This is a genomic window from Rhizobium sp. BR 250, assembly GCF_047445855.1.
Classification (GTDB): Bacteria; Pseudomonadota; Alphaproteobacteria; order Rhizobiales; family Rhizobiaceae; genus Agrobacterium; species Agrobacterium tumefaciens_I.
This window is the reverse complement of sequence record NZ_JARWKW010000003.1, coordinates 304,973-323,514: the sequence shown is the minus strand read 5'-3', so window position 1 is coordinate 323,514 and position 18,542 is coordinate 304,973. Positions and strand designations below refer to the sequence as shown.

Genomic DNA, 18,542 nt, shown 5'->3' with positions numbered 1-18,542 from the left:
CCTAGCCAGCCTGCCCCATGACCCTGCCCCATGACATGGACACTATTCCCTGCGCACCGATATAGTCAGGAACCGTAAGTGGTTCTGACTAGAACAATATGCAGATTCAAAGCTTTGTAACGGTTTCCGTCATGGCTTCAGGCTTACGCGGCGCTCTATTAGGCGATATCCCGCGACGATAGAATAACATCTCACGCCAAGTTTTGCGATTTTATTGTTATGTTTCGACACAAATCTCGGCAAATGCCGACATATTTTTAAATTTAAAAGTTTATTTTCGAAATATTCATGCCGTAAATATGGATTATCCGGCGGAATGATGCGCGTGTTTCTTGCGTATATCCGTTGGTGTTGCGCCGAACCAACGGGAAACGGAACGCGAAAACGCACCGGGCGTCGAATAGCCAAGCCTGTAACTGATGTCGGAGACCGGAAGATCGCTTTCTACAAGAAGCTTAAATCCCGCATTCTTGCGAATGATATCCTTTATCTCGTTGAGATTGGTGCCAAGCTCGGCGAGCCGTCGCTGGAAACTGCGTTCCGACAGGTTGAAATAGGGCGCGATCTCGCCGAGTGAAAGCTCCGCATCGGAAAGCCGCATCTGCATATACCGTGTCACCTGATCGATGAAATGTGTGGCGTCCGCCGATGTTTCCGGCCGCAGCATGCGGCATTGCAAATTCATCAATTCGAACAGGCGTTCATCCGCATTCGGATTGACCACATCCAGAAGCGATATCGGCAGCCGCATTGTATGGATGGGCTGGGAAAAACTGATCCGTCTTGTCATTCTCTCTTTAAATAACTGAATATTATTCGGTTTCGGCCGTTCCAGACCGATCTCGACCTGGTTGATGCGCTCTCCGAGAATGTCACGCAGACGCTGTATCAGAACGGCGAGAGACAAATCCACATATTGATCGCGCTTGGCGATGACGGGCGCAAAGGACCATGACAGGGTCACCTGCGTGGCATCCGTCACCATGGTGAAGTTGCTGTTGTTGGTTGCGTAATAAACATGGTCCTGAAGAAACCGCAGGAACGCCCGCACCGTCGGTGCGCTGATCAGCCCATATCCAAACGCACCGGATGCGCCGGCTGGAAAGGTGGAGGCGCACTGCAGGCCAAAGGCATCGTCACCGGAAATCAATGCGCAGGTCTCGAGCAGACGGCACAATCTATCGAGGCTGATGCGCTCCGTCAGGCTGGTGAATGTGGCGGGATCAATGCCGAGAGCCTTGCAGATGGGCGCGATATCGATGCCCCGTGCACGCGCATAATTGCTGACGCCGGCGGCCAGACCAGCCACCACAGTTATCTCGTCGCTGACCCTCTTTTCAGGCATCCCTCGCCTTGGCGCACCATGTTTGGAAATTGTCGCCTGATGGTAAGCTTAGAGTGCGCGTTTGTCGAGCAGCCCGATTCCGGGATTTTATGTGCGGCTGAGGCTGGCGCTTTGCTCCAGCACCTGCATGATGGTTTTGCCTGCATCCTCTATGGCACCGCTATTATCGACGGTGGTTATGTCGAAGTCCCCGACGACCGTGAGTGAACTGCGTTCCAGCCGGCGAAGAATATCGTCCCGGCTTTCCCGCCCGCGCTGCTCAAGCCGCCGCGCCAATACATCCGGCTGCGCAACGATGTTCACCACCTTCAGGCGGGAAAAGGCGGTGCCGAAATGGGGCAGGGCCGAGCGGGAACCGTTGGCGATGACCACTTCACCCGCATCGAGATGACGATGGACGGCGGCGGGAATGCCGTATTTCAACCCATGCGCCTGCCAGGAGACCGCGAATGCACCCTCATTTTCCAGCCGGTTGAATTCGTTCATCGAAACGGCATCGTGGTTTTCACCGCCGGCATCGCCGCTGCGGGTTATGACGCGGCGGGTGAAATGGAAACCCGGCCGGCCGGAAAGCTGTGCCGCGGCATAGTCCATCAGCGTATCCTTGCCGGCCCCGCTCGGGCCGACAATCACGATCATCGTGCCGGGCGACAATGCGCGCCGGCTATCTCCTCCATCGGTGGTCATGCCACGCGCTTGCCCTGGCGCCAGACCGAACGGGCGACCGGCACGCCATCTTCGCGATGAACCCGGACCAGATCGGCGCGCAATCCCGTCGCGATACGGCCGCGGTCAAGAAGGCCGACGGTGCGGGCCGGTGTGGCGGTGACCATGCGCAGCGCTTCCGGCAGGGTGATGGCTTCGACCTGATCGGCAAGCAGGAAGGGCGCAAAAAGCAGGCTGAACGGCACGTAGTCGGAAGAGAGAACATCCAGCACGCCGATCTCGGCAAGATCGCGGGCGGCGATATTGCCGGAATGGGACTTGCCGCGAACGATGTTCGGGGCGCCCATCAGCACGCTCATGCCGGCGCTGTGCGAGGCCTTTGCGGCCTCGACGCTGGTGGGGAATTCCGCCAGTTTTACGCCGTGGCCGATAGCCTCGCCCACATGGGCTTCGGTGGCATCGTCATGGCTTGCGACGGTGATGCCACGCTCGGCGCAACGGGCCGCCAGATAGTCGCGGTGCTTGGCGGAATATTCCACCGAAGCCGCCTGCCGGCGCCGCACGAACTCGGCGAAAGCCTCGTCGCTCAGCCCACGCTTCTTCTGGTAATAGAAAATGTACTGATCCATCGACTGGAACTGGCGCTGACCCGGGGAGTGGTCCATCAACGAAATCAGCCGCACGCGCGGATCGGTTTCGAAGTCTTCGAAATGCTCCAGCACGTCGGCGGAGGCAACTTCACAACGCAGATGCAGCAGGTGGTCCGCACGCAGACGGTTCTGATCCGCCGCCGCCTCAATGGCGTCAGCCATTTCGCGCATTTCGCCTTTCTTGAAACCACCGTCCTCATCCGAGCCGAGGCGCAGGCAGTCAAATACGGTGGTGATACCGGAAGCCGCCACCTGGGCGTCATGGGCCTGAATGGCGGCGATCTTGTCCCAGATGACGCCGGGACGCGGCGAATAATGCTGTTCCAGATGGTCAGTGTGCAGTTCCACCAGGCCGGGGATCAGGAAGTCACCTTCGAGGTCTTCTCCGGTTTTGGAAGCACCTTCGCTGATATCGGCGATCTTGCCATCACGGATCAGGACGGAGCCCAGAATAATATCGTCTTCCAGAACGATACGGGCGTTGGAAAGGGCGTGCTCGGTCATGGGTTCGCATCTTTCTTTGGCTGCTGGCCAAGCGGGTGCCAGCGGTGAACGGTGAAGGGAGCGCCGCGCGTTTCTTCAATGAACAAAGCGAGGCCGGAAATAGTGAGGGGCTGATCGACAAATTCGGCAAACCGCGCCGAAAGGACCTCATGCATGGCGGGCTGGTCGCTTTCATCGATGCGGCCGGTCAGCGTCATGTGAAAGCGGAAATCATCCATGACATGCGGATAACCCCAGAGAGACAGATTTTGCCGCTGGCTCTCCGTCAGCATTTGCGGCCGCCGCCGGGCAATATCGGTCTCGGACAGGGGCGCACGGAACCGGTCGAAATGATCGACGATCTCGGCGGCAAAATCCTGCAGCGGCTGATAGGTGCGGTCCGGAACCAGTGCGAAAAACGGTCCGAGCGCGCCGACGACCACGCGCGGAATCTCGAAGGCGGACTGGCTGGCCGCGAAATCTTCGACGGCTGCAAGCAGCTCCGCTTCGCTGTATTTTTCGGCGAGTTCGAACGGGGCCTTCAGGGTCGCGTGGAAACCGTAACGGCGGGGCTCTTCCGTCATGTCGGAATAATCGTCGTGGTCGTCATGCAATGTGCCGGAAAACGCATTCCGGCCCAGCCAGCGCGAGGCTGCTTCAGTCAGCGGATGATCCTTAGCCGGAGAAAAATAGATAGCGTAGCGCACGGCAAGCACTCTTCAGTGTCATGGGAAACCAGGGATGAGATGCTATTTGGCGTGACTCGCCCGCTTCCCGCAAGGTCAGGAGTGCGAGGTAATCGGTTTCCGTGACAGAATGATGATGTCGAAGGAAAAAAGCGCAGGCAATGCGGCAAGCATCCCAAATAGGCTGAAGGCGCCGACAGAGATCGCGGAAAGATAGGGGAAGAGATGTCGCCGGCATTCATCGGGACCGTGCGAGCATCAGGACTGCGCGAGTGTTCGGGGTGGGATGACGGTCGTCGTTGCGACTTTTGTCATCCCGCTCCCTTAGCCTTAGTGATGCGTTTTTCCGATCAGGCGCGAACGCAGTGAATTCGAAATATGGTCAAACAGGAAAACCACGAACAGGATGAGTAGAACCATATAGGCCACCTTGTCCCAGTCGGCATTGGTGCCCATTGCTTCCAGCAGTTTCAGGCCGATGCCGCCGGCGCCCACCGCACCGATGATCGTGGCGGAGCGGGTGTTGCTTTCCCAGAAATAGAGGGACTGGGAAATGAAGACCGGTAGAACCTGCGGCAACACACCGAAGCGATTGACGGCAATGGGGGAGGCGCCGACGGATTTGACGCCCTCACGCTGCTTGTCGTCGACATTCTCCAGCGCCTCGGCATAGACCTTGCCGAGCGCCCCGGTGTCGGTGAAGAAGATCGCGGCAATGCCGGGGATTGGTCCGGGGCCGAAACTGCGGGTGAAGAACAGCGCCCAGATCAGCATGTCGATGGAGCGCAGGAAGTCGAACAGACGCTTCATGCCCCAATTGGCGGCTTTGTTGGCGGTGATATTGCGGGCGGCGATGAAGGCGAGCGGCAGGGCGACAAGCGTGCCGAACAGCGTACCGACGAATGCCATTACCAGTGTCTGCAGCAGCTTGGAAAGAATATCGGCATGTTGCCAGACGCTATTGTCGAGGAAATCATCGGCCATGTGGCCGATATTGGAGCGCTCGGGATCGAGCCTGTCTTCCCAGAGCGCAAGAGCGGCAAGTTCGCCATAACCCTTGCCCCAGAATTCCGATTTGGTGTCGAACAGGAAATTCGCCCATCCGAGGAAGCGACGCTGCACATAGACCTGACTGGTGCGGATTTCCGCCTGACCGGCAAAACCGTAATGCACGAGGACCTTCTTGCCGTCCTGCTGGATTTCGTCTGGCAGGCCCTCCGGCGCGACCGCCGCATCGTCATTGATGATGACGGGGTAGTTCTTGCCGTCGACATAAACATCCACCCGGGTCGGGGTCACGTCGAGGCGGTTTTGCGTACCGACATAGACCACACTGTAGCCGCCGCCCGGCAGGGGCTGCAACCAGTCGATCTTCGCATCGGCGGGATATTGGCCGCGGCTTGACCATTGCGGCTCAACCTTGTCGTCTGCGAAACGCAGGCGTGGCTGGGCGCGCCAGGAATACCAGTCCTGAATATAGCTCGAAGCGCGGTCCCACCGACCCTGCATGAAAGCCGGCCCGACATTGAAGAAGAAAAAGCAGCCGATGAGATAGATGGCGATGATGACAAGGCCGGTCAGCAGGCCGTATCGCTGCATGAAGCTGCGATTGAACACTTCGGGATGCGCGGCCGTCAGTCTTTCGCGCTCGGCGGTGTTGAGAATGAAGCTGGACGACATCAGGCCGCTCCCCGTCCGAATTCGAAGGATTGATGGCCGATCAGCTTGCGGCGCAACCAGCCGGAAAACTGATCGACAGCGATGATGGTGATCAGCAACAGGATGATGATGGCATAGGTCTTCGATGCGTGATCGTTGCCGATCGAAAGCCGGAAGACCTCGCCGATGCCGCCGCCGCCAACGGCGCCGATGATGGTGGAGGCGCGCACGTTGATTTCGGCGCGCAGCAGCGCGTAGGAGACGAAATTGGGCAGAACCTGCGGCACGATGGCGAAACGCACCCGCTCCAGCCAGTTGGCACCTGCGGCGCGCAGGCCTTCATCCGGCTTCATGTCGGCATTTTCCACCACTTCGAAGAAGAGCTTGCCGAGTGCACCGATCGTATGAACCGAAATCGCGATGATGGCCGCGATCGGGCCGATGGACAGGATGGCGGTCAGCAACCCGGCGACAACGATTTCGGGAAAGGCGCGCAGCACTTCCATCACCCGGCGCACCACCCAGCGCACGAGGCCGGCGCCAACGAGATTGGTGGAGGCGAAGAAGCAGAGCACGAAGGCGAAACCGGTACCGATGATTGTCGAGACCAGCGCGATATTGAGCGTGATGATCAGCTGGTAGATGAAATGCGGGATGTAGAAGCCGTCGGTGATGTAAACGCGATCCGCGACATAATTATATTTCAGCGAACCATCCGCATAGGGCGACGGCAGGTCGAACATCGCCCGGAAGATTTCCAGCGGGCTCTCCGGCACGAAGGTCTTCATGAAATCGAAGAAATAGGGCAGGCGCTCGAAGAATTTGCCCGAATTGGCCGCATTGGCGAAATTCAGTGAGGCGGCGAGGATGACGAGAAAGATCACGAGCGAAATGACGGTATAAACCCGTCGTGTCGCAAGCTGCTGTTGATAGTGACGCATGATCGTCTTGGACGATGCGCTCAACCCCTCGGGCGCGAGGGTATCATGGTGCAGGGTGGTCGCCATGCCGCTTTTCCTTTATTGGCAAAAGCGGCGGCACCGCAAGGCACCGCCGCTTCCGGATATGATCTCAGGATCAGCCGCCGATAACGGACTTACGGGCGTCGATGATCGTCTGGTAGAAGGACGGGTCGACCTTGATGTAGGCGGTGTTCTTGCCCTGGGTGAAGCCCTGGAAGCATGCGAGGTCCTTCTTCGGCAGTTCCATGAAGAAGTTTTCGACCTTCTGCTTCATCGCGTCGCCGAGCTTGTTGGTGACCATCAGCGGGCCGTTCGGGATCAGCGGCGACTTCCAGACTTCGACGATATCGTCCATATCGAGGTTGCCCTTCTTGACCATCTGGTAGAGGTTGCCGGCGGTATAGCCTTCTTCCCACTTGCCAACGCCCGAACCGAAGGTGGTGCCAACGTCGAACTTCTTGTCGAGAACGGCGAGAACGAGGTTCTCATGACCGCCGCCGAAGCCGGTTTCGGAGAAATATTCCTTGACCGGAACGCCGGTTTCCTTCGGAATAGCCACGTTCGGAACGAGGAAGCCGGAGGTGGAGTCGGGGTCGGCGAAGCCGATCTTCTTGCCCTTGGCGTCAGCCAGCGTCTTGATGCCGCTGTCCTTGCGGGCAACCATGATCGTGTAATAACCGGTCGAACCATCGGCGCCAGCCGTGGTCAGGATCGGGTCAACGGCCTTCGGGTCGGCCAGAGCGATCTTGGCGTAGGAGGATGCGCCCATGGAAGCGATGTCGATGGTGCCGCCGAGCAGGCCCTGGATAACGCCGTTATAGTCCGGCGACGGGAAAACCTGAACTTCGGAAACGCCGGTTGCAGCCTTGAGGCCATCGGCAACGCACTTGGTGTTGCGGATCTGGTCGGCTTCGTTTTCGGAACCGTCGAGACCGATGCGCAGAACCTTGACGTCCTGAGCCATGGCGGAACCGGCCAGAACGCCAAGGGCGACTGCCGAAAGAAGGACTTTCTTCAACATGGACTTTCTCCTGTTTCCCGGCGAGCCGGAGTTTGTTGTGAAGTGTCGGCCCTTGACGCGGGCGCAAACGATGCTGAGCGGTTCCTCAGAGCCCGGCGAGAGCGAGCGGTTCGGGACCGGCAGATTGTTGCACCGGACGCGCGGCAAGCTGCGCGCCGGGAATATTGATGCTGGTCGAGGTCATGGTCTCGTCGATGCCGGAGCCTTGTGAATCGGTTCCGTAAATCTCGGTAACGGCGGCGGCAGTCAACTCCGCGGGCGTCCCGTCGAAGACGACGCGACCCTGAGACATGCCGATGATGCGTTCGCAATAATTGCGTGCCGTATCCAGCGTGTGCAGGTTGGTGATGACGGTGATGCCTTCGCGCTCGTTGATGTCGCGCAGCGCGTCCATCACGATCTTGGCATTGAGGGGGTCGAGCGAGGCGATCGGCTCATCGGCCAGCACCATCTTCGGGGACTGCATCAGCGCACGCGCAATGGCGACACGCTGCTGCTGGCCGCCGGAAAGCGTGCCAGCCGCCTGCATGGCCACATGCTCGATGCCGAGCCGCTCGAGCGCGACAATCGCCATCAGCCGCTCCTCATGGGTGAAGATGTTGAAGAGGCTGAGCGCCGTCGAACGGTGGTTGAGACGGCCGAGCATGACGTTGGTAAGAACGTCGAGGCGCGGCACCAGATTGAACTGCTGGAAGATCATCGCGCAGTCGCGCTGCCAGTTGCGCAGAGCCGCACCCTTCAGCGCCGAGACTTCCGTGTCGTTGAAATGAATGGAACCCGAGGAGGGATCGACGAGGCGGTTGATCATGCGCAGCAGCGTCGATTTTCCCGCACCAGAGCGCCCGATCACGCCGACCATCTGACCCTGCGGGATTTCGACATTCACGGAATCGACCGCAGTGTGGTTGCCGAAACGGCGCGTGACTTGCTTCAGGTGAAAGCTCATTTCCCCGTCCAATCTTCTTTTGACGGGGTTCCACGTAACAGTGGTGCGTGAAGTACGAATGTCAGTTTGATGAATAAAATATTACAGATTTCCGGGGTGCGGCTCGCGCCTGTTTGCCGACAAAGCTTTCGGGAGGTATCCCGCTGCGCTGAAATCTGCGCGTCCTTTAAAGGCGTAGAAACAAAAATCCCGGAGCCTTGCCCCGGGATTTGCATGAGTTTCAGCAGAAGGAGATTTCACCCGCCATATTTCGCGACAAAATCCTCTGCCGCCAGATTGCGGAAGTCGTCCAGGGCGACGCGCAGCGAGGCGTGGTCCCAGTCCCACCATTTCAGCTCATCCATTTGCCCGCCCAGTTCGGCCGGGAACCGTTCGCGGATCAGTCGGGCGGGTACACCACCGACGATGGTGTAGGGTGCCACATCTTTGGAGACGACCGCGCCTGCGCCGATCACCGCGCCGTTGCCGACCGTGACGCCAGGCAGGATCGTCGCGCCATGGCCGATCCAGACATCGTGGCCGATCACCACCCGTTTGGCACGGCGGGCGGCGAAGAAGTCCGTCTCGTCTTCCGCATCGTCCCAGTAGCTGCGGGCGCGATAGGTGAAATGGTGCAATGTCGCCCGCTGCATGGGATGGTTGGTGGCGTTGATGCGCACGGAGGCGGCGATATTGACGAATTTGCCGATGGTGGCGCACCAGATTGTGCCATCCTGCATGACATAGGAGTAGTCGCCCATCTCGACCTCCTCGAGGCGGCAGCGCTCCGAAATTTCGGTATAGCGGCCGATCGAGGACTTGGTGACACGGGCACTTTCGTGGATGACGGGTTCGAGACCGACCTTGACGCTCATGCCGCTGCCTTTCGCGGAGAGAATTGCGAGACGTCGAGAATGCGGTCGGCAACGGCTTCGCGCACCTCCTCGTCGTGGAAGATGCCGAGCAGGGCCGTGCCCTTCTCTTTTTTCTCCCTGATCATGTCGACCACCACGCGCCGGTTGGTAGCGTCGAGCGAGGCCGTGGGCTCGTCGAGAAGCAGGATCGCATGGTCGGTGATGAAGCCGCGCGCAATATTGACGCGTTGCTGCTCACCGCCCGAAAAGGTCGCCGGCGGCAGCGACCACAATTCCTGCGGCAGGTTTAGTTTCGAAAGCAGCATGGCCGCCTGCTCGCGCGCATCTTCGGCGGCAACCTTGCGCGCCAGAAGCGGTTCGGCAACGACGTCGATGGCCGCGACACGCGGCACGGTGCGCAGGAACTGGCTGACATAACCGATAGTGCGGTGGCGGATAGCGAGGATCGTGCGCGGCGAGGCATTGCCCATATCGATGACCTCACCCTGATGGCGGATGAGAATCTGTCCGCTGTCTATGGCGTAATTGCCATAGAGCATTTTCAGGATCGAGCTTTTGCCGATGCCCGACGGGCCGCCGAGAACGACGCATTCGCCGCCGGAAACGGAGAAATTGACATCGCGGACGACCGGCAGCTCGATGCCGTCGCGAAGATGCATGGTGAAGCTTTTGAAGACTTCCGAAACGATGAGTGGCGTCGTCATGGTGGATTCTTTCTTCCTGCGCGTGATTTTATCCGAAAACCGGGGACCACTTTTCGGAGCGACGCGGCTAGACCTGCAAAATGGAGGAAACAAGCAATTGCGTGTAGGGCTCGCGCGGATCGTCCAGCACCCGGTCGGTGAGGCCATGTTCGATGACGTCGCCGCCCTTCATCACCATCATGCGATGGGATAACAGACGCGCAACCGCCAGATCATGGGTGACGACGACGACGGCAAGGCCGAGATCGTTGACGAGGCCGCGGACCAGATCGAGCAGGCGTGCCTGCACCGAGACATCGAGGCCGCCGGTCGGTTCGTCCATGAAGACGAGGCGCGGCGAGGTGACGAGGTTGCGGGCGATCTGCAGGCGCTGGCGCATGCCGCCGGAAAAGGCGCGCGGCTGGTCGTCGATACGGTCGGTGCCGATTTCCACCCGCTCCAGCCATTCGCTGGCCGATTGCCTGATATTGCCATAGTGCCGGTTGCCAACGGCCATCAGCCGCTCGCCGACATTGGCGCCGGCAGATACCGCCATGCGCAAGCCGTCCGCCGGGTTCTGGTGCACGAAACCCCAGTCGGTGCGCATCAGAAAACGCCGTTCGGCCTCGCCCATATGGTAGAGATCACGCATGGAGCCATCGCGCATGCGATATTCCACGCTGCCGGCGGTGGGCATCAGCCGGGTGGAAATGCAGTTGAGAAGCGTGGTCTTGCCGGAACCGGATTCACCGACGATCGCCAGCACCTCGCCCGGATAAAGCTCGAAGGAAACGTTGCGGCAACCGGCGCGGTCACCGTAATATTTGGAAACGTCCCGGACTTTCAGAAGCGGTGCGTCGCTCATTCTGCGGCCTCCTTCACATCCGCCAGCAGGTGGCCCTTGTGGCCATGGGCACGGCGGTCTTCGCAATGGTCGGTATCGGAGCAGACGAACATGCGTCCGCCCTTGTCATCCAGCACCACCTCGTCGAGATAGACATTCTCCCCGCCGCAGAGCGCGCAGGGCTTGTCGAAGCGCTGGATTTCAAAGGGATGATCTTCAAAATCGAGGCTGACGACGTCTGTATAGGGCGGCACGGCGTAGATTCGTTTTTCGCGCCCGGCGCCGAACAGCTGCAGGGCGTCCGAGAGATGCATTTTCGGATTGTCGAATTTCGGCGTCGGCGAGGGGTCCATCACGTAACGCCCGGCGACCTTAACCGGATAGGCATAGGTGGTGGAGATGCGGCCGTTGCGGGCGATATCCTCATAAAGCTTGACGTGCATCAGGCCATATTCTTCGAGCGCATGCATGACGCGGGTCTCTGTCTCGCGCGGCTCGAGGAAGCGTAAGGGTTCGGGGATCGGAACCTGATAGACCAGCACCTGACCCGAATGCAGTTCCTCTTCCGGAATGCGGTGCCGCGTCTGGATGATCGTCGCATCCTTCGTGCGAGTGGTGACGGCCACATCAGCCACCTTCTGGAAAAAGGCGCGGATGGAAACGGCGTTGGTGGTGTCGTCGGCCCCCTGGTCGATGACCTTCAGCACATCATCAGGGCCGAGGATGGAGGCGGTCAACTGCACGCCCCCGGTGCCCCAGCCATAGGGCATGGGCATTTCACGGGAAGCGAAGGGAACCTGATAACCGGGAATGGCGATGGCTTTCAGGATCGCCCGGCGGATCATCCGCTTGGTCTGTTCGTCCAGATAGGCGAAGTTGTAGGCAGCCAGCCCGTCGTCAAATGAAACTTCTTTAAGCATTGCGCGTTAACCTTGTGAAAAAAGGAGTACAAGCTCATGGAGATTGGAATTCTTGCAGCCGTGTTCTTTGCTGTCTTTGCAGCATCGACCGTCTTTTGCGCCTACTGGTTCGGCGAGCAGCACAGCCGCTGAGCTATTCGGCCGCATCGCTTATCCATTCCGCGCCATTGGCATTGATCGCCTCGAAATCGGCGCGCATCTTTCTGACCAGACCGAGTTCGGCCTGAAAATCCACGTAATGCGGCAGTTTCAGATGCTCGACGAAACCCGTCGCCTGCACGTTGTCGGCGTGTGAGATGACGAATTCCTCGTCCTGAGCGGGGGCAACGACATCTTCGCCGAATTCGCCGGCGCGCAGCGCCCGGTCGACGAGTGACATGGCCATCGCCTTACGCTCGCTCTGGCCGAAGACCAGACCGTAACCGCGGGTGAATTGCGGCGGTGCCTTGGCTGAACCCTTGAACTGGTTGACCATCTGGCATTCGGTGACCTTGATGTCGCCGAGCGAGACGGAAAAGCCAAGTTCCGGCATCTCCAGCTCGATTTCCACTTCACCAATGCGGATTTCGCCGACGAAGGGATGGGTGCGGCCATAACCGCGCTGCGTCGAATAGGCGAGCGCCAGAAGAAAACCCTCATCACCACGCGCCAGCGATTGCAGGCGCAGGTCGCGCGGCATTGGAAACTCCATCGGTTCCCGCGTCAGGTCGCCGGCAATATGATCGTCCGGCATGTCGCCGTCGCTTTCGATCAGCCCTTCCTGGGCGAGGATATCGGAAACGCGCATGACATATTCCGGTTCGCCTTCCCGCTGGGTGGCGGGTTCGACGGCCTCGTCTTCGAGGAGCGAGGGATCAAGCAGGCGGTGGGTGTAATCGAAGGTCGGACCCAGTAATTGCCCGCCGGGCAAATCCTTGTAGGTGGCGGAAACACGGCGCTGCACCGCCATCTTCGCGGTATCCACCGGCACCGAATAGCCAAAACGCGGCAAGGTGGTGCGATAGGCGCGCAGCAGGAAGATGGCTTCGATCATGTCACCGCGTGCCTGCTTGACGGCAAGGGCCGCAAGCGACTGATCGTAGAGTGAGGCTTCCGCCATCACCCGGTCTACGGCGAGCGAGAGCTGCGAGACGATCTGCGCCACAGACATGGCGGGCAGGTCGCGGTCTCCGCGCCGCTGGTCGGCCAGCAGCCGGTGGGCATTGGCGATGGCGGTTTCCCCGCCTTTGACAGCAACATACATCTTATGCCTCCACGGGTTTGATGCGCGTCGTACGCGGCAGGCAGACAAATTTATCGCCGGCCGTCAGGATGACATCGACGCCACGCGGGAAGATGGCGTTGTTCTCCGCCCAAAGCCTTGGGAAAATACCCGGCAGGCCGGAGGGGCTGATGATGTTGACGTGGCGGATGCCGGGGCCGGAGAGCAGCAATTCCCGCCCACCGTCCAGATCGGGCAATTCGATGATGAGCGTCGTGGAGCGATCGGGATATTCCTGGCTTCCCTGTGCGAAGAGACCGAAGGATGCGATGGCGCTTCCCGCTTCGATGACGGCGAAATGCGCAGTCCCTTTTTCTTCCGTCGTAACCGCTCCGGTGTGAAATCCGATCCAGCCCGGCACCGCACTCTTGCGCAGCGCGCTGCTCAGCCAGACTGGCGTGTCGTGGTCGCAGAGCGCCAGCAGAACAGCACCGGTGGCAACGGCGAGCGGCAGCGGCGGCGCGACCGCCGTTTCGATCGTCTGCGGCGTGCCCGGACGGGCCATACCGTCCATCAGCTTCTTGAAAATCCGTTGGGAATCGAAGACGGCGTTGGAAAAGCCGCCCGTCAATGCTTCGGCCTTGGCGCTCATCAGTCCTCTCCTCGAACCATGGTGAAGAAATCGACCCGCGTGGCTGCGGTTTCCCGTGTTTTTCGTTCCTTCTCTTCGCTCAGTCTTTTTTCGACCGGCGAAAGAAGCTCGGTCTCGATGAAGTTCCGGGTCGGGCTTTCCTGCCAGAGCGCGTCGAAAACTGCGGCATACCAGGCCTTCTTGCGGCCGGTGCCGAGAACATGCGCATGACCGACCGTTCCCGAGGCTAGCTTGACGGTCGCGCGGGTGACGGTGGTTTCACCGAGATTAAAAGGCGCACCGCCACCGCCGATACGGCCCTTGACCATGACGAGGCCTGTTTCCGGGCCCCGCACGGTTTCCGTCTGCGGACTGGCATCCTGCCGGTTCCAGACCGTTTCAAGTTCCTGAACGGTGGCGCGGGCAAGAAGCGCCGCCACCCGTTTCCTTTCGCCGTGTATATTCGCAGCTTCGTTATTCATCGCTTGACCTCTAATGTCTATTGATATAGACAACTATACAATATAAGCTACAATTAACGTCCGTGAATGACAAGCGTGTGACATGAGCCCTGCAGCAGCGATGAAAAGAAAGAACGGCGTGGCGCTCTGGCGGCAGATTGCCGACCGGATCAGAGGCGAGATTGCGGCTGGCGATCACGACGAAACCGGCATGTTGCCGCCGGAGATGACGCTGGCCGAAAAATTCGGCGTGAACCGCCATACCGTCCGAAGTGCCATTGCCGCGCTGGCAAGCGAAGGCATTCTCGAGCCGATGCAGGGACGCGGCACGATGATCGCCCGCAAGGAGCGTCTGAGCTTTCCGATTTCGCTGCGCACGCGATTTACGGCAGGCATCGGCGATCAGGTGAAGGAGATGGAGGCGCTGCTTCTTTCCCACACGACCGAGCCGGCAAGTGCCGATCTGGCAGCACGGCTGCAATTGTCGGCCGGTGCGCCGCTCGTTCGTCTGGAGACCCTGCGCAAGGCGGACACCCGTCCTGTGTCCCGTTCGACCACATGGTTCCCGGCGGATCGTTTTGCCGGAATAGGTGAGGCCTATCAGAAAAGCGGCTCGATCACGGCCGCTTTCAAGATGCTTGGCGTGGCGGACTACGTGCGCATTTCCACTGTCATTTCTGCTGTCCACGCGGATACGCAGGATCTGGCCGATCTCGAGCTATCGCCCGGGGCCATCCTGCTTGTCACCCAGGCATTAAATGCAGACATGGATGGCGTGCCGGTGCAATATGCCGTCAGCCGCTTCTCGGCCGATACGGTCGAATTCACGGTCGAAAATTAAGCGGGAGGCTTACTCCGCCTGTGACAGACCCAGCACATTCAGCATCGAATAGAAGCCCGGCTTCTTGTCGAACGCCCAGACGGCTGCCGTGATCGCGCCGCGTGCGAAGATGGAGCGGTCGCCGGCATAATGGGAAAGCTCGACGCGTTCGCCTTCGCCGGCGAAGATCACTGAATGTTCGCCGATCACCGAGCCACCACGCAGCGTGGCAAAACCGATGGTGCCGGTCTCACGCGCGCCCGTATGGCCGTCGCGCACGCGCACGGATGAGGCGGTGAGATCGACCTTGCGGCCGGCGGCGGCCGCTTCGCCCAGCAGCAGCGCCGTGCCCGAGGGCGCGTCCACCTTGTGCTTGTGGTGCATTTCCAGAATTTCGATATCCCAGTTCTGCGCATCCAGCGCCTGCGCGGCCTGTTGTGTGAGAACGCTGAGCAGGTTGACGCCGAGGCTCATATTGCCTGACTTGACGATGCGGGCATGGCGCGACGCCGCCTTGAATTTTTCTTCGTCTTCCGGTGAGCAGCCGGTCGTGCCGATGACGTGCACGATGCGAGCCTGTGCGGCAAGCCCGGCAAAGGTGACGCTGGTTGCCGGCGCGGTGAAGTCGATCACCCCTTCCGCATGCAGAAAGGCCTGCAGCGGATCGCTGGTGATTTCAACGCCAATGGGGCCGAGACCGGCAATTTCACCGGCATCGCGGCCGACAAATGCCGAACCCTCGCGCGCCACCGCGGCATGCAGCTGGACACCCGGCGTCTGGTGAATGAGGCGGATCAGCGCCTGTCCCATGCGGCCCGCCGCGCCGACCACCACCAGTTTCATACCGCTGCTGCCCATGCTGTCACTCACTTCTCATGTCGGGCGGATCGGAACCCGCCGGTATCGGATGTTTGATGTTTGCTGCCGCGACGTTAAAGACCGTCCGCCCGCTTCGCAAGCATCACATTTAAAGGGCCGGCCGTTCGAAAGCGGTCAGGCTCTCCAGCGCCGGCCGTCCAGCGCCAGACCGAAATCGGAAGGGGTTCTGGAATAAGTGGCGAGGCCGGAAAGCGCTGCCTGGGGATGGGTGACGACGAAGGTCGGAATGGTCCGCATCAGCGCACTGTGCGGCGCCTTGTCCTCGAACGCGGCCCGGAATTCCGGGCTCTTCAGCGCCGGAATGATCTTCTGCGAAATGCCGCCGGCCAGATAAACGCCGCCCTTGGCCATGAAGATCAGCGCAAGGTCACCCGCCACGCGGCCGAGATAGGTGCTGAACAGCGAGAGCGTTTCTTTCGCCTGCGGGTTCTGGCCGGAAAGCCCGTGTGAGGTGATATCGGCCGGATCGGAGAAGACGGCGTCAATGCCGTCAGCCTTGCAAACGGCGCGGTAAAGATTGACCAGTCCACGTCCGCACAGGATCTGCTCACCTGCAACGCGGCCTTCGATGGTTTCAATATGCGGGAAAACCGCATAGTCGCGCGCGCTTCTCGGGCCGATATCGATGTGGCCACCTTCGCCAGGCACCGGGAACCACATATGGCGGGCATAGACCAGCCCGGCGACGCCGAGCCCCGTGCCCGGTCCAAGGACGACGCGCGATGCAAGCACGTCTTTTTTGCCGGAACCGATGGCCTCGCGATTATCGTCGTCAAGAGCCGCAATCGCCAGAGCCTGCGCCTCGAAATCGTTGATGACGATGACATCCTTCAGGCCCAAATTGGCAATCATACCCTTTGGCTTGACGACCCAGTGGCAATTGGTGAGTGGAATTTCGTCGCCTTCGATGGGGCCGGCAATTGCAAGAATGGTCGAGACCGGCTGGAGCGAGGTCTTGTCCAGAACCGCCTGCTGGATGGCGTCATCGATCGTCGGATATTCCGCCGTCTTCACCGTGGTGAGGTGCACAGGTTCCGCAAAGGAATCGATCAGAATGGAAAAGCGGGCATTTGTGCCGCCGATGTCGCCAAGAAGGATGGGGAAGGACAGATATTCGGTATCGGACGTCTTCGGCATTGCCTGTTCCATATTGGTGGGTCAGTCGGCGAGGTGGAAGTCGATCAGGTTTTCTGCGGTGGCGCGGTTGAGCGCCATGGGAATGTCGTAAACCGTGGCAAGACGCGTCAGCGCCTTCACGTCCACATCATGCGGCATGGCCGTCAGCGGGTCGGTGAAGAAGATCAGCATGTCAACTTCGCCGGTGGCGATCATCGCGCCGATCTGCTGGTCGCCGCCGAGCGGACCGCTTTTAAGGCGAATGACATCAAGCCCCGGGCAGGCTTCCTGCACGCGCCCGCCGGTGGTGCCGGTGGCGACGATCTTGAACTTGGCAAGCGTCTTCTGGTGATGACGGGCAAAAGCCGCCATATCGTCCTTTTTCTCGTCGTGCGCGATGAGCGCGATACAGCGTTGCCCTTCCATGATCCCAGCCTGTCCTCAAAGAATTAAATCGATTTGAAGCCTTCTATAACAGCTTGCCGCCATTTGAAAAGGGAAGCTGTTGAATGCCTCATTTCTGTTTCAGTTCAATGTCGGACGCTGGGCGGGAAGCGGAATATCCGACGGCGGCTGCATGGCGGGCGCGGCCTGAATGACCTGTTCCACGCTTTGCTGGCGTGCGGCCGGGGCCTGAGACGGTGCCGGCGAATAGGCCTGGGCGGCAAGACCCTCGGGATTGGCGGAAGGGGCGGCGGCCACGGCGGCGCAAGCCGAGGGCAGGTCGGAGACCATGACCGGGCGCGGTTTCACCGGCTTGGCATTGGGGTCCTTCTTCGGCGGCGCCCATGGTTCCTTGCTGAACCACCAGGCAAGCGACTTGTCGCAGCCATCGCCTTTGCCGACGGAGGCCTGCGGTTTGCAATTGGGAGCGCCGGGCGGGCATTCGAGACGGATGTGAAAATGCTCGTCATGGCCATAGATCGGCCTGATCTTGCCCATGAAGGTGCGGTCGCCAGTCCATGTCTGGCAGAGCTTCTGTTTGATGGCCGGGTTGACGAAGACACGCTCCACCTGCGGGTAACTTGCCGCCATCATCACCAGGCGGGCATTCAGCGGCGACCATTTGCGGTCATCCACCGTCAGGAACTTGCTCTTGTCCAGCATCGAGATGAAAGGCACCGTTTCGCGCTGTTCCACGGTCAGCCGGGGGGTGGGCATGGGCCGCCACCACACATCGACATCGAGGCCGATCTGGTGCGAGGCATGGCCGGTCAGCATCGGGCCGCCGCGCGGCTGGGAAATATCGCCGAGCAGCAATCCCGGCCAGCCGATCTTCTGGGCGTCCTGCGAAAATTGCTCAAGGAAGGAAATCAGCTGCGGCTGGCCCCAGCGCCGGTTGCGCGACAGGCGCATGGCCTGCCAGCCGGGACCGTCCGTCGGCATGGCGATGGCGCCGGACTGGCAACCCTTGGCATAGGAGCCGATCGGCTGTGAGCCTGTGGCGGAAGGTAGGGCCATGTGGCCAAACACTTCTTTCGCGGGCCTGTCTTCAGCCGATGCGGTCTCGATTTGCAATTGCAGCGCCGAGACGACCGACATCGCCAGCATGGCCGCCTTGAAAACTCTTGTTGATCCCGCCGTCATATAGCCTGCCCGTCCGATCAGGTGATTCTCTTCCCCCAAGAGTAAACTGGAACGGGATTTTGTTGAAACCATGTTTCGCCTGGTCCTCGCAAAGCGGGGATAAAGACGCTGATAAAGAGCTTGTGAGG

The 18,542-nt window shown here is 60.1% G+C and carries 20 protein-coding genes; 1 reads left to right on the top strand and 19 read right to left on the bottom strand.

Annotated features, from left to right (window positions below; genetic code table 11):
* Positions 1 to 304 precede the first annotated feature (304 nt).
* The 15 genes from QD336_RS06875 to phnG form a co-directional block, all read right to left on the bottom strand.
* A complete protein-coding gene (locus tag QD336_RS06875) occupies positions 305 to 1,345 on the bottom strand; it encodes an AraC family transcriptional regulator (protein ID WP_499169958.1) in 1,041 nt (346 codons plus the stop codon).
* 87 nt (positions 1,346 to 1,432) lie between these two features.
* The gene (gene phnN / locus QD336_RS06870) at positions 1,433 to 2,032 is read right to left on the bottom strand and encodes a phosphonate metabolism protein/1,5-bisphosphokinase (PRPP-forming) PhnN (protein WP_499169957.1); all 600 of its coding nucleotides are present in this window, start codon (positions 2,030 to 2,032) and stop codon (positions 1,433 to 1,435) included.
* Positions 2,029 to 3,165, bottom strand: a complete 1,137-nt coding sequence (locus QD336_RS06865; RefSeq protein WP_499169955.1) for an alpha-D-ribose 1-methylphosphonate 5-triphosphate diphosphatase — start codon at positions 3,163 to 3,165, stop codon at positions 2,029 to 2,031. Before QD336_RS06865 ends, phnN begins: the two co-directional genes overlap by 4 nt.
* Complete coding sequence (locus tag QD336_RS06860; protein ID WP_269341494.1) at positions 3,162 to 3,860, bottom strand: DUF1045 domain-containing protein; 699 nt, start codon at positions 3,858 to 3,860, stop codon at positions 3,162 to 3,164. The genes QD336_RS06865 and QD336_RS06860 overlap by 4 nt, the downstream gene beginning before the upstream one ends.
* 300 nt (positions 3,861 to 4,160) lie before the next feature.
* Positions 4,161 to 5,510, bottom strand: coding sequence for a phosphonate ABC transporter, permease protein PhnE (phnE, locus tag QD336_RS06855; RefSeq protein ID WP_499169953.1), 1,350 nt, complete (start codon positions 5,508 to 5,510; stop codon positions 4,161 to 4,163).
* Positions 5,510 to 6,496 (bottom strand): phosphonate ABC transporter, permease protein PhnE, encoded by a 987-nt coding sequence (gene phnE / locus QD336_RS06850; protein ID WP_499169951.1) that lies wholly within the window; start codon positions 6,494 to 6,496, stop codon positions 5,510 to 5,512. Before phnE (QD336_RS06850) ends, phnE (QD336_RS06855) begins: the two co-directional genes overlap by 1 nt.
* 70 nt (positions 6,497 to 6,566) lie before the next feature.
* The gene (gene phnD, locus QD336_RS06845) at positions 6,567 to 7,472 is read right to left on the bottom strand and encodes a phosphonate ABC transporter substrate-binding protein (protein ID WP_060722755.1); all 906 of its coding nucleotides are present in this window, start codon (positions 7,470 to 7,472) and stop codon (positions 6,567 to 6,569) included.
* A gap of 85 nt (positions 7,473 to 7,557) precedes the next feature.
* Entirely contained in the window at positions 7,558 to 8,418 is an 861-nt protein-coding gene (gene phnC, locus QD336_RS06840; RefSeq protein WP_499169949.1) for a phosphonate ABC transporter ATP-binding protein, read from the bottom strand.
* Between the two features lie 236 nt (positions 8,419 to 8,654).
* Positions 8,655 to 9,272, bottom strand: a complete 618-nt coding sequence (locus QD336_RS06835; protein WP_499169948.1) for a transferase hexapeptide repeat family protein — start codon at positions 9,270 to 9,272, stop codon at positions 8,655 to 8,657.
* On the bottom strand, positions 9,269 to 9,976 hold the full coding sequence (gene phnL / locus QD336_RS06830; protein ID WP_499169946.1) for a phosphonate C-P lyase system protein PhnL: 708 nt from the start codon (positions 9,974 to 9,976) through the stop codon (positions 9,269 to 9,271). Before phnL ends, QD336_RS06835 begins: the two co-directional genes overlap by 4 nt.
* Before the next feature lie 67 nt (positions 9,977 to 10,043).
* Positions 10,044 to 10,820: a phosphonate C-P lyase system protein PhnK gene (gene phnK / locus QD336_RS06825; protein ID WP_004439249.1), complete on the bottom strand. Its 777-nt coding sequence runs from the start codon at positions 10,818 to 10,820 to the stop codon at positions 10,044 to 10,046.
* On the bottom strand, positions 10,817 to 11,719 hold the full coding sequence (locus tag QD336_RS06820; protein ID WP_496154739.1) for an alpha-D-ribose 1-methylphosphonate 5-phosphate C-P-lyase PhnJ: 903 nt from the start codon (positions 11,717 to 11,719) through the stop codon (positions 10,817 to 10,819). Before QD336_RS06820 ends, phnK begins: the two co-directional genes overlap by 4 nt.
* 133 nt (positions 11,720 to 11,852) lie before the next feature.
* Positions 11,853 to 12,962 (bottom strand): carbon-phosphorus lyase complex subunit, encoded by a 1,110-nt coding sequence (locus QD336_RS06815; protein WP_499169944.1) that lies wholly within the window; start codon positions 12,960 to 12,962, stop codon positions 11,853 to 11,855.
* Position 12,963: 1 nt separating this feature from the next.
* Complete coding sequence (gene phnH, locus QD336_RS06810; protein ID WP_499169943.1) at positions 12,964 to 13,572, bottom strand: phosphonate C-P lyase system protein PhnH; 609 nt, start codon at positions 13,570 to 13,572, stop codon at positions 12,964 to 12,966.
* Complete coding sequence (gene phnG, locus QD336_RS06805) at positions 13,572 to 14,033, bottom strand: phosphonate C-P lyase system protein PhnG (RefSeq protein ID WP_499169942.1); 462 nt, start codon at positions 14,031 to 14,033, stop codon at positions 13,572 to 13,574. The genes phnH and phnG overlap by 1 nt, the downstream gene beginning before the upstream one ends.
* 82 nt (positions 14,034 to 14,115) lie before the next feature.
* Between phnG and phnF the strand changes: the two genes are divergently transcribed.
* Positions 14,116 to 14,853 carry a phosphonate metabolism transcriptional regulator PhnF gene (phnF, locus tag QD336_RS06800; RefSeq protein WP_269341504.1) on the top strand — a complete coding sequence of 246 codons (738 nt, stop codon included), beginning with the start codon at positions 14,116 to 14,118 and terminating at the stop codon, positions 14,851 to 14,853.
* 9 nt (positions 14,854 to 14,862) lie between these two features.
* On the opposite strand, the gene dapB is transcribed toward phnF, so the two are convergent.
* From dapB to mepA, 4 genes are all read right to left on the bottom strand, one after another.
* Complete coding sequence (dapB, locus tag QD336_RS06795) at positions 14,863 to 15,690, bottom strand: 4-hydroxy-tetrahydrodipicolinate reductase (protein WP_499169941.1); 828 nt, start codon at positions 15,688 to 15,690, stop codon at positions 14,863 to 14,865.
* Between the two features lie 135 nt (positions 15,691 to 15,825).
* Complete coding sequence (locus tag QD336_RS06790; RefSeq protein ID WP_499169940.1) at positions 15,826 to 16,848, bottom strand: glucokinase; 1,023 nt, start codon at positions 16,846 to 16,848, stop codon at positions 15,826 to 15,828.
* Positions 16,849 to 16,869: 21 nt separating this feature from the next.
* On the bottom strand, positions 16,870 to 17,253 hold the full coding sequence (locus QD336_RS06785) for a methylglyoxal synthase (RefSeq protein WP_269341506.1): 384 nt from the start codon (positions 17,251 to 17,253) through the stop codon (positions 16,870 to 16,872).
* A gap of 99 nt (positions 17,254 to 17,352) precedes the next feature.
* Positions 17,353 to 18,414 carry a penicillin-insensitive murein endopeptidase gene (gene mepA, locus QD336_RS06780; RefSeq protein ID WP_269341507.1) on the bottom strand — a complete coding sequence of 354 codons (1,062 nt, stop codon included), beginning with the start codon at positions 18,412 to 18,414 and terminating at the stop codon, positions 17,353 to 17,355.
* Between the last annotated feature and the right edge of the window lie 128 nt (positions 18,415 to 18,542).

Excerpts from the sequence above, each read along its gene's own strand:
- phnE (WP_499169951.1), bottom strand. The coding sequence starts at position 6,496 with ATGGCGACCACCCTGCACCATGATACCCTCGCGCCCGAGGGGTTGAGC.
- QD336_RS06875 (WP_499169958.1), bottom strand. The coding sequence starts at position 1,345 with ATGCCTGAAAAGAGGGTCAGCGACGAGATAACTGTGGTGGCTGGTCTG.
- phnK (WP_004439249.1), bottom strand. The coding sequence starts at position 10,820 with ATGAGCGACGCACCGCTTCTGAAAGTCCGGGACGTTTCCAAATATTAC.
- phnF (WP_269341504.1), top strand. The coding sequence starts at position 14,116 with ATGAGCCCTGCAGCAGCGATGAAAAGAAAGAACGGCGTGGCGCTCTGG.
- phnC (WP_499169949.1), bottom strand. The coding sequence starts at position 8,418 with ATGAGCTTTCACCTGAAGCAAGTCACGCGCCGTTTCGGCAACCACACT.
- phnG (WP_499169942.1), bottom strand. The coding sequence starts at position 14,033 with ATGAATAACGAAGCTGCGAATATACACGGCGAAAGGAAACGGGTGGCG.
- QD336_RS06820 (WP_496154739.1), bottom strand. The coding sequence starts at position 11,719 with ATGCTTAAAGAAGTTTCATTTGACGACGGGCTGGCTGCCTACAACTTC.
- phnH (WP_499169943.1), bottom strand. The coding sequence starts at position 13,572 with ATGAGCGCCAAGGCCGAAGCATTGACGGGCGGCTTTTCCAACGCCGTC.
- QD336_RS06835 (WP_499169948.1), bottom strand. The coding sequence starts at position 9,272 with ATGAGCGTCAAGGTCGGTCTCGAACCCGTCATCCACGAAAGTGCCCGT.
- QD336_RS06785 (WP_269341506.1), bottom strand. The coding sequence starts at position 17,253 with ATGGAAGGGCAACGCTGTATCGCGCTCATCGCGCACGACGAGAAAAAG.
- phnE (WP_499169953.1), bottom strand. The coding sequence starts at position 5,510 with ATGTCGTCCAGCTTCATTCTCAACACCGCCGAGCGCGAAAGACTGACG.
- phnL (WP_499169946.1), bottom strand. The coding sequence starts at position 9,976 with ATGACGACGCCACTCATCGTTTCGGAAGTCTTCAAAAGCTTCACCATG.
- QD336_RS06865 (WP_499169955.1), bottom strand. The coding sequence starts at position 3,165 with ATGACCGAGCACGCCCTTTCCAACGCCCGTATCGTTCTGGAAGACGAT.
- phnN (WP_499169957.1), bottom strand. The coding sequence starts at position 2,032 with ATGACCACCGATGGAGGAGATAGCCGGCGCGCATTGTCGCCCGGCACG.
- phnD (WP_060722755.1), bottom strand. The coding sequence starts at position 7,472 with ATGTTGAAGAAAGTCCTTCTTTCGGCAGTCGCCCTTGGCGTTCTGGCC.
- QD336_RS06815 (WP_499169944.1), bottom strand. The coding sequence starts at position 12,962 with ATGTATGTTGCTGTCAAAGGCGGGGAAACCGCCATCGCCAATGCCCAC.
- QD336_RS06790 (WP_499169940.1), bottom strand. The coding sequence starts at position 16,848 with ATGCCGAAGACGTCCGATACCGAATATCTGTCCTTCCCCATCCTTCTT.
- dapB (WP_499169941.1), bottom strand. The coding sequence starts at position 15,690 with ATGGGCAGCAGCGGTATGAAACTGGTGGTGGTCGGCGCGGCGGGCCGC.
- mepA (WP_269341507.1), bottom strand. The coding sequence starts at position 18,414 with ATGACGGCGGGATCAACAAGAGTTTTCAAGGCGGCCATGCTGGCGATG.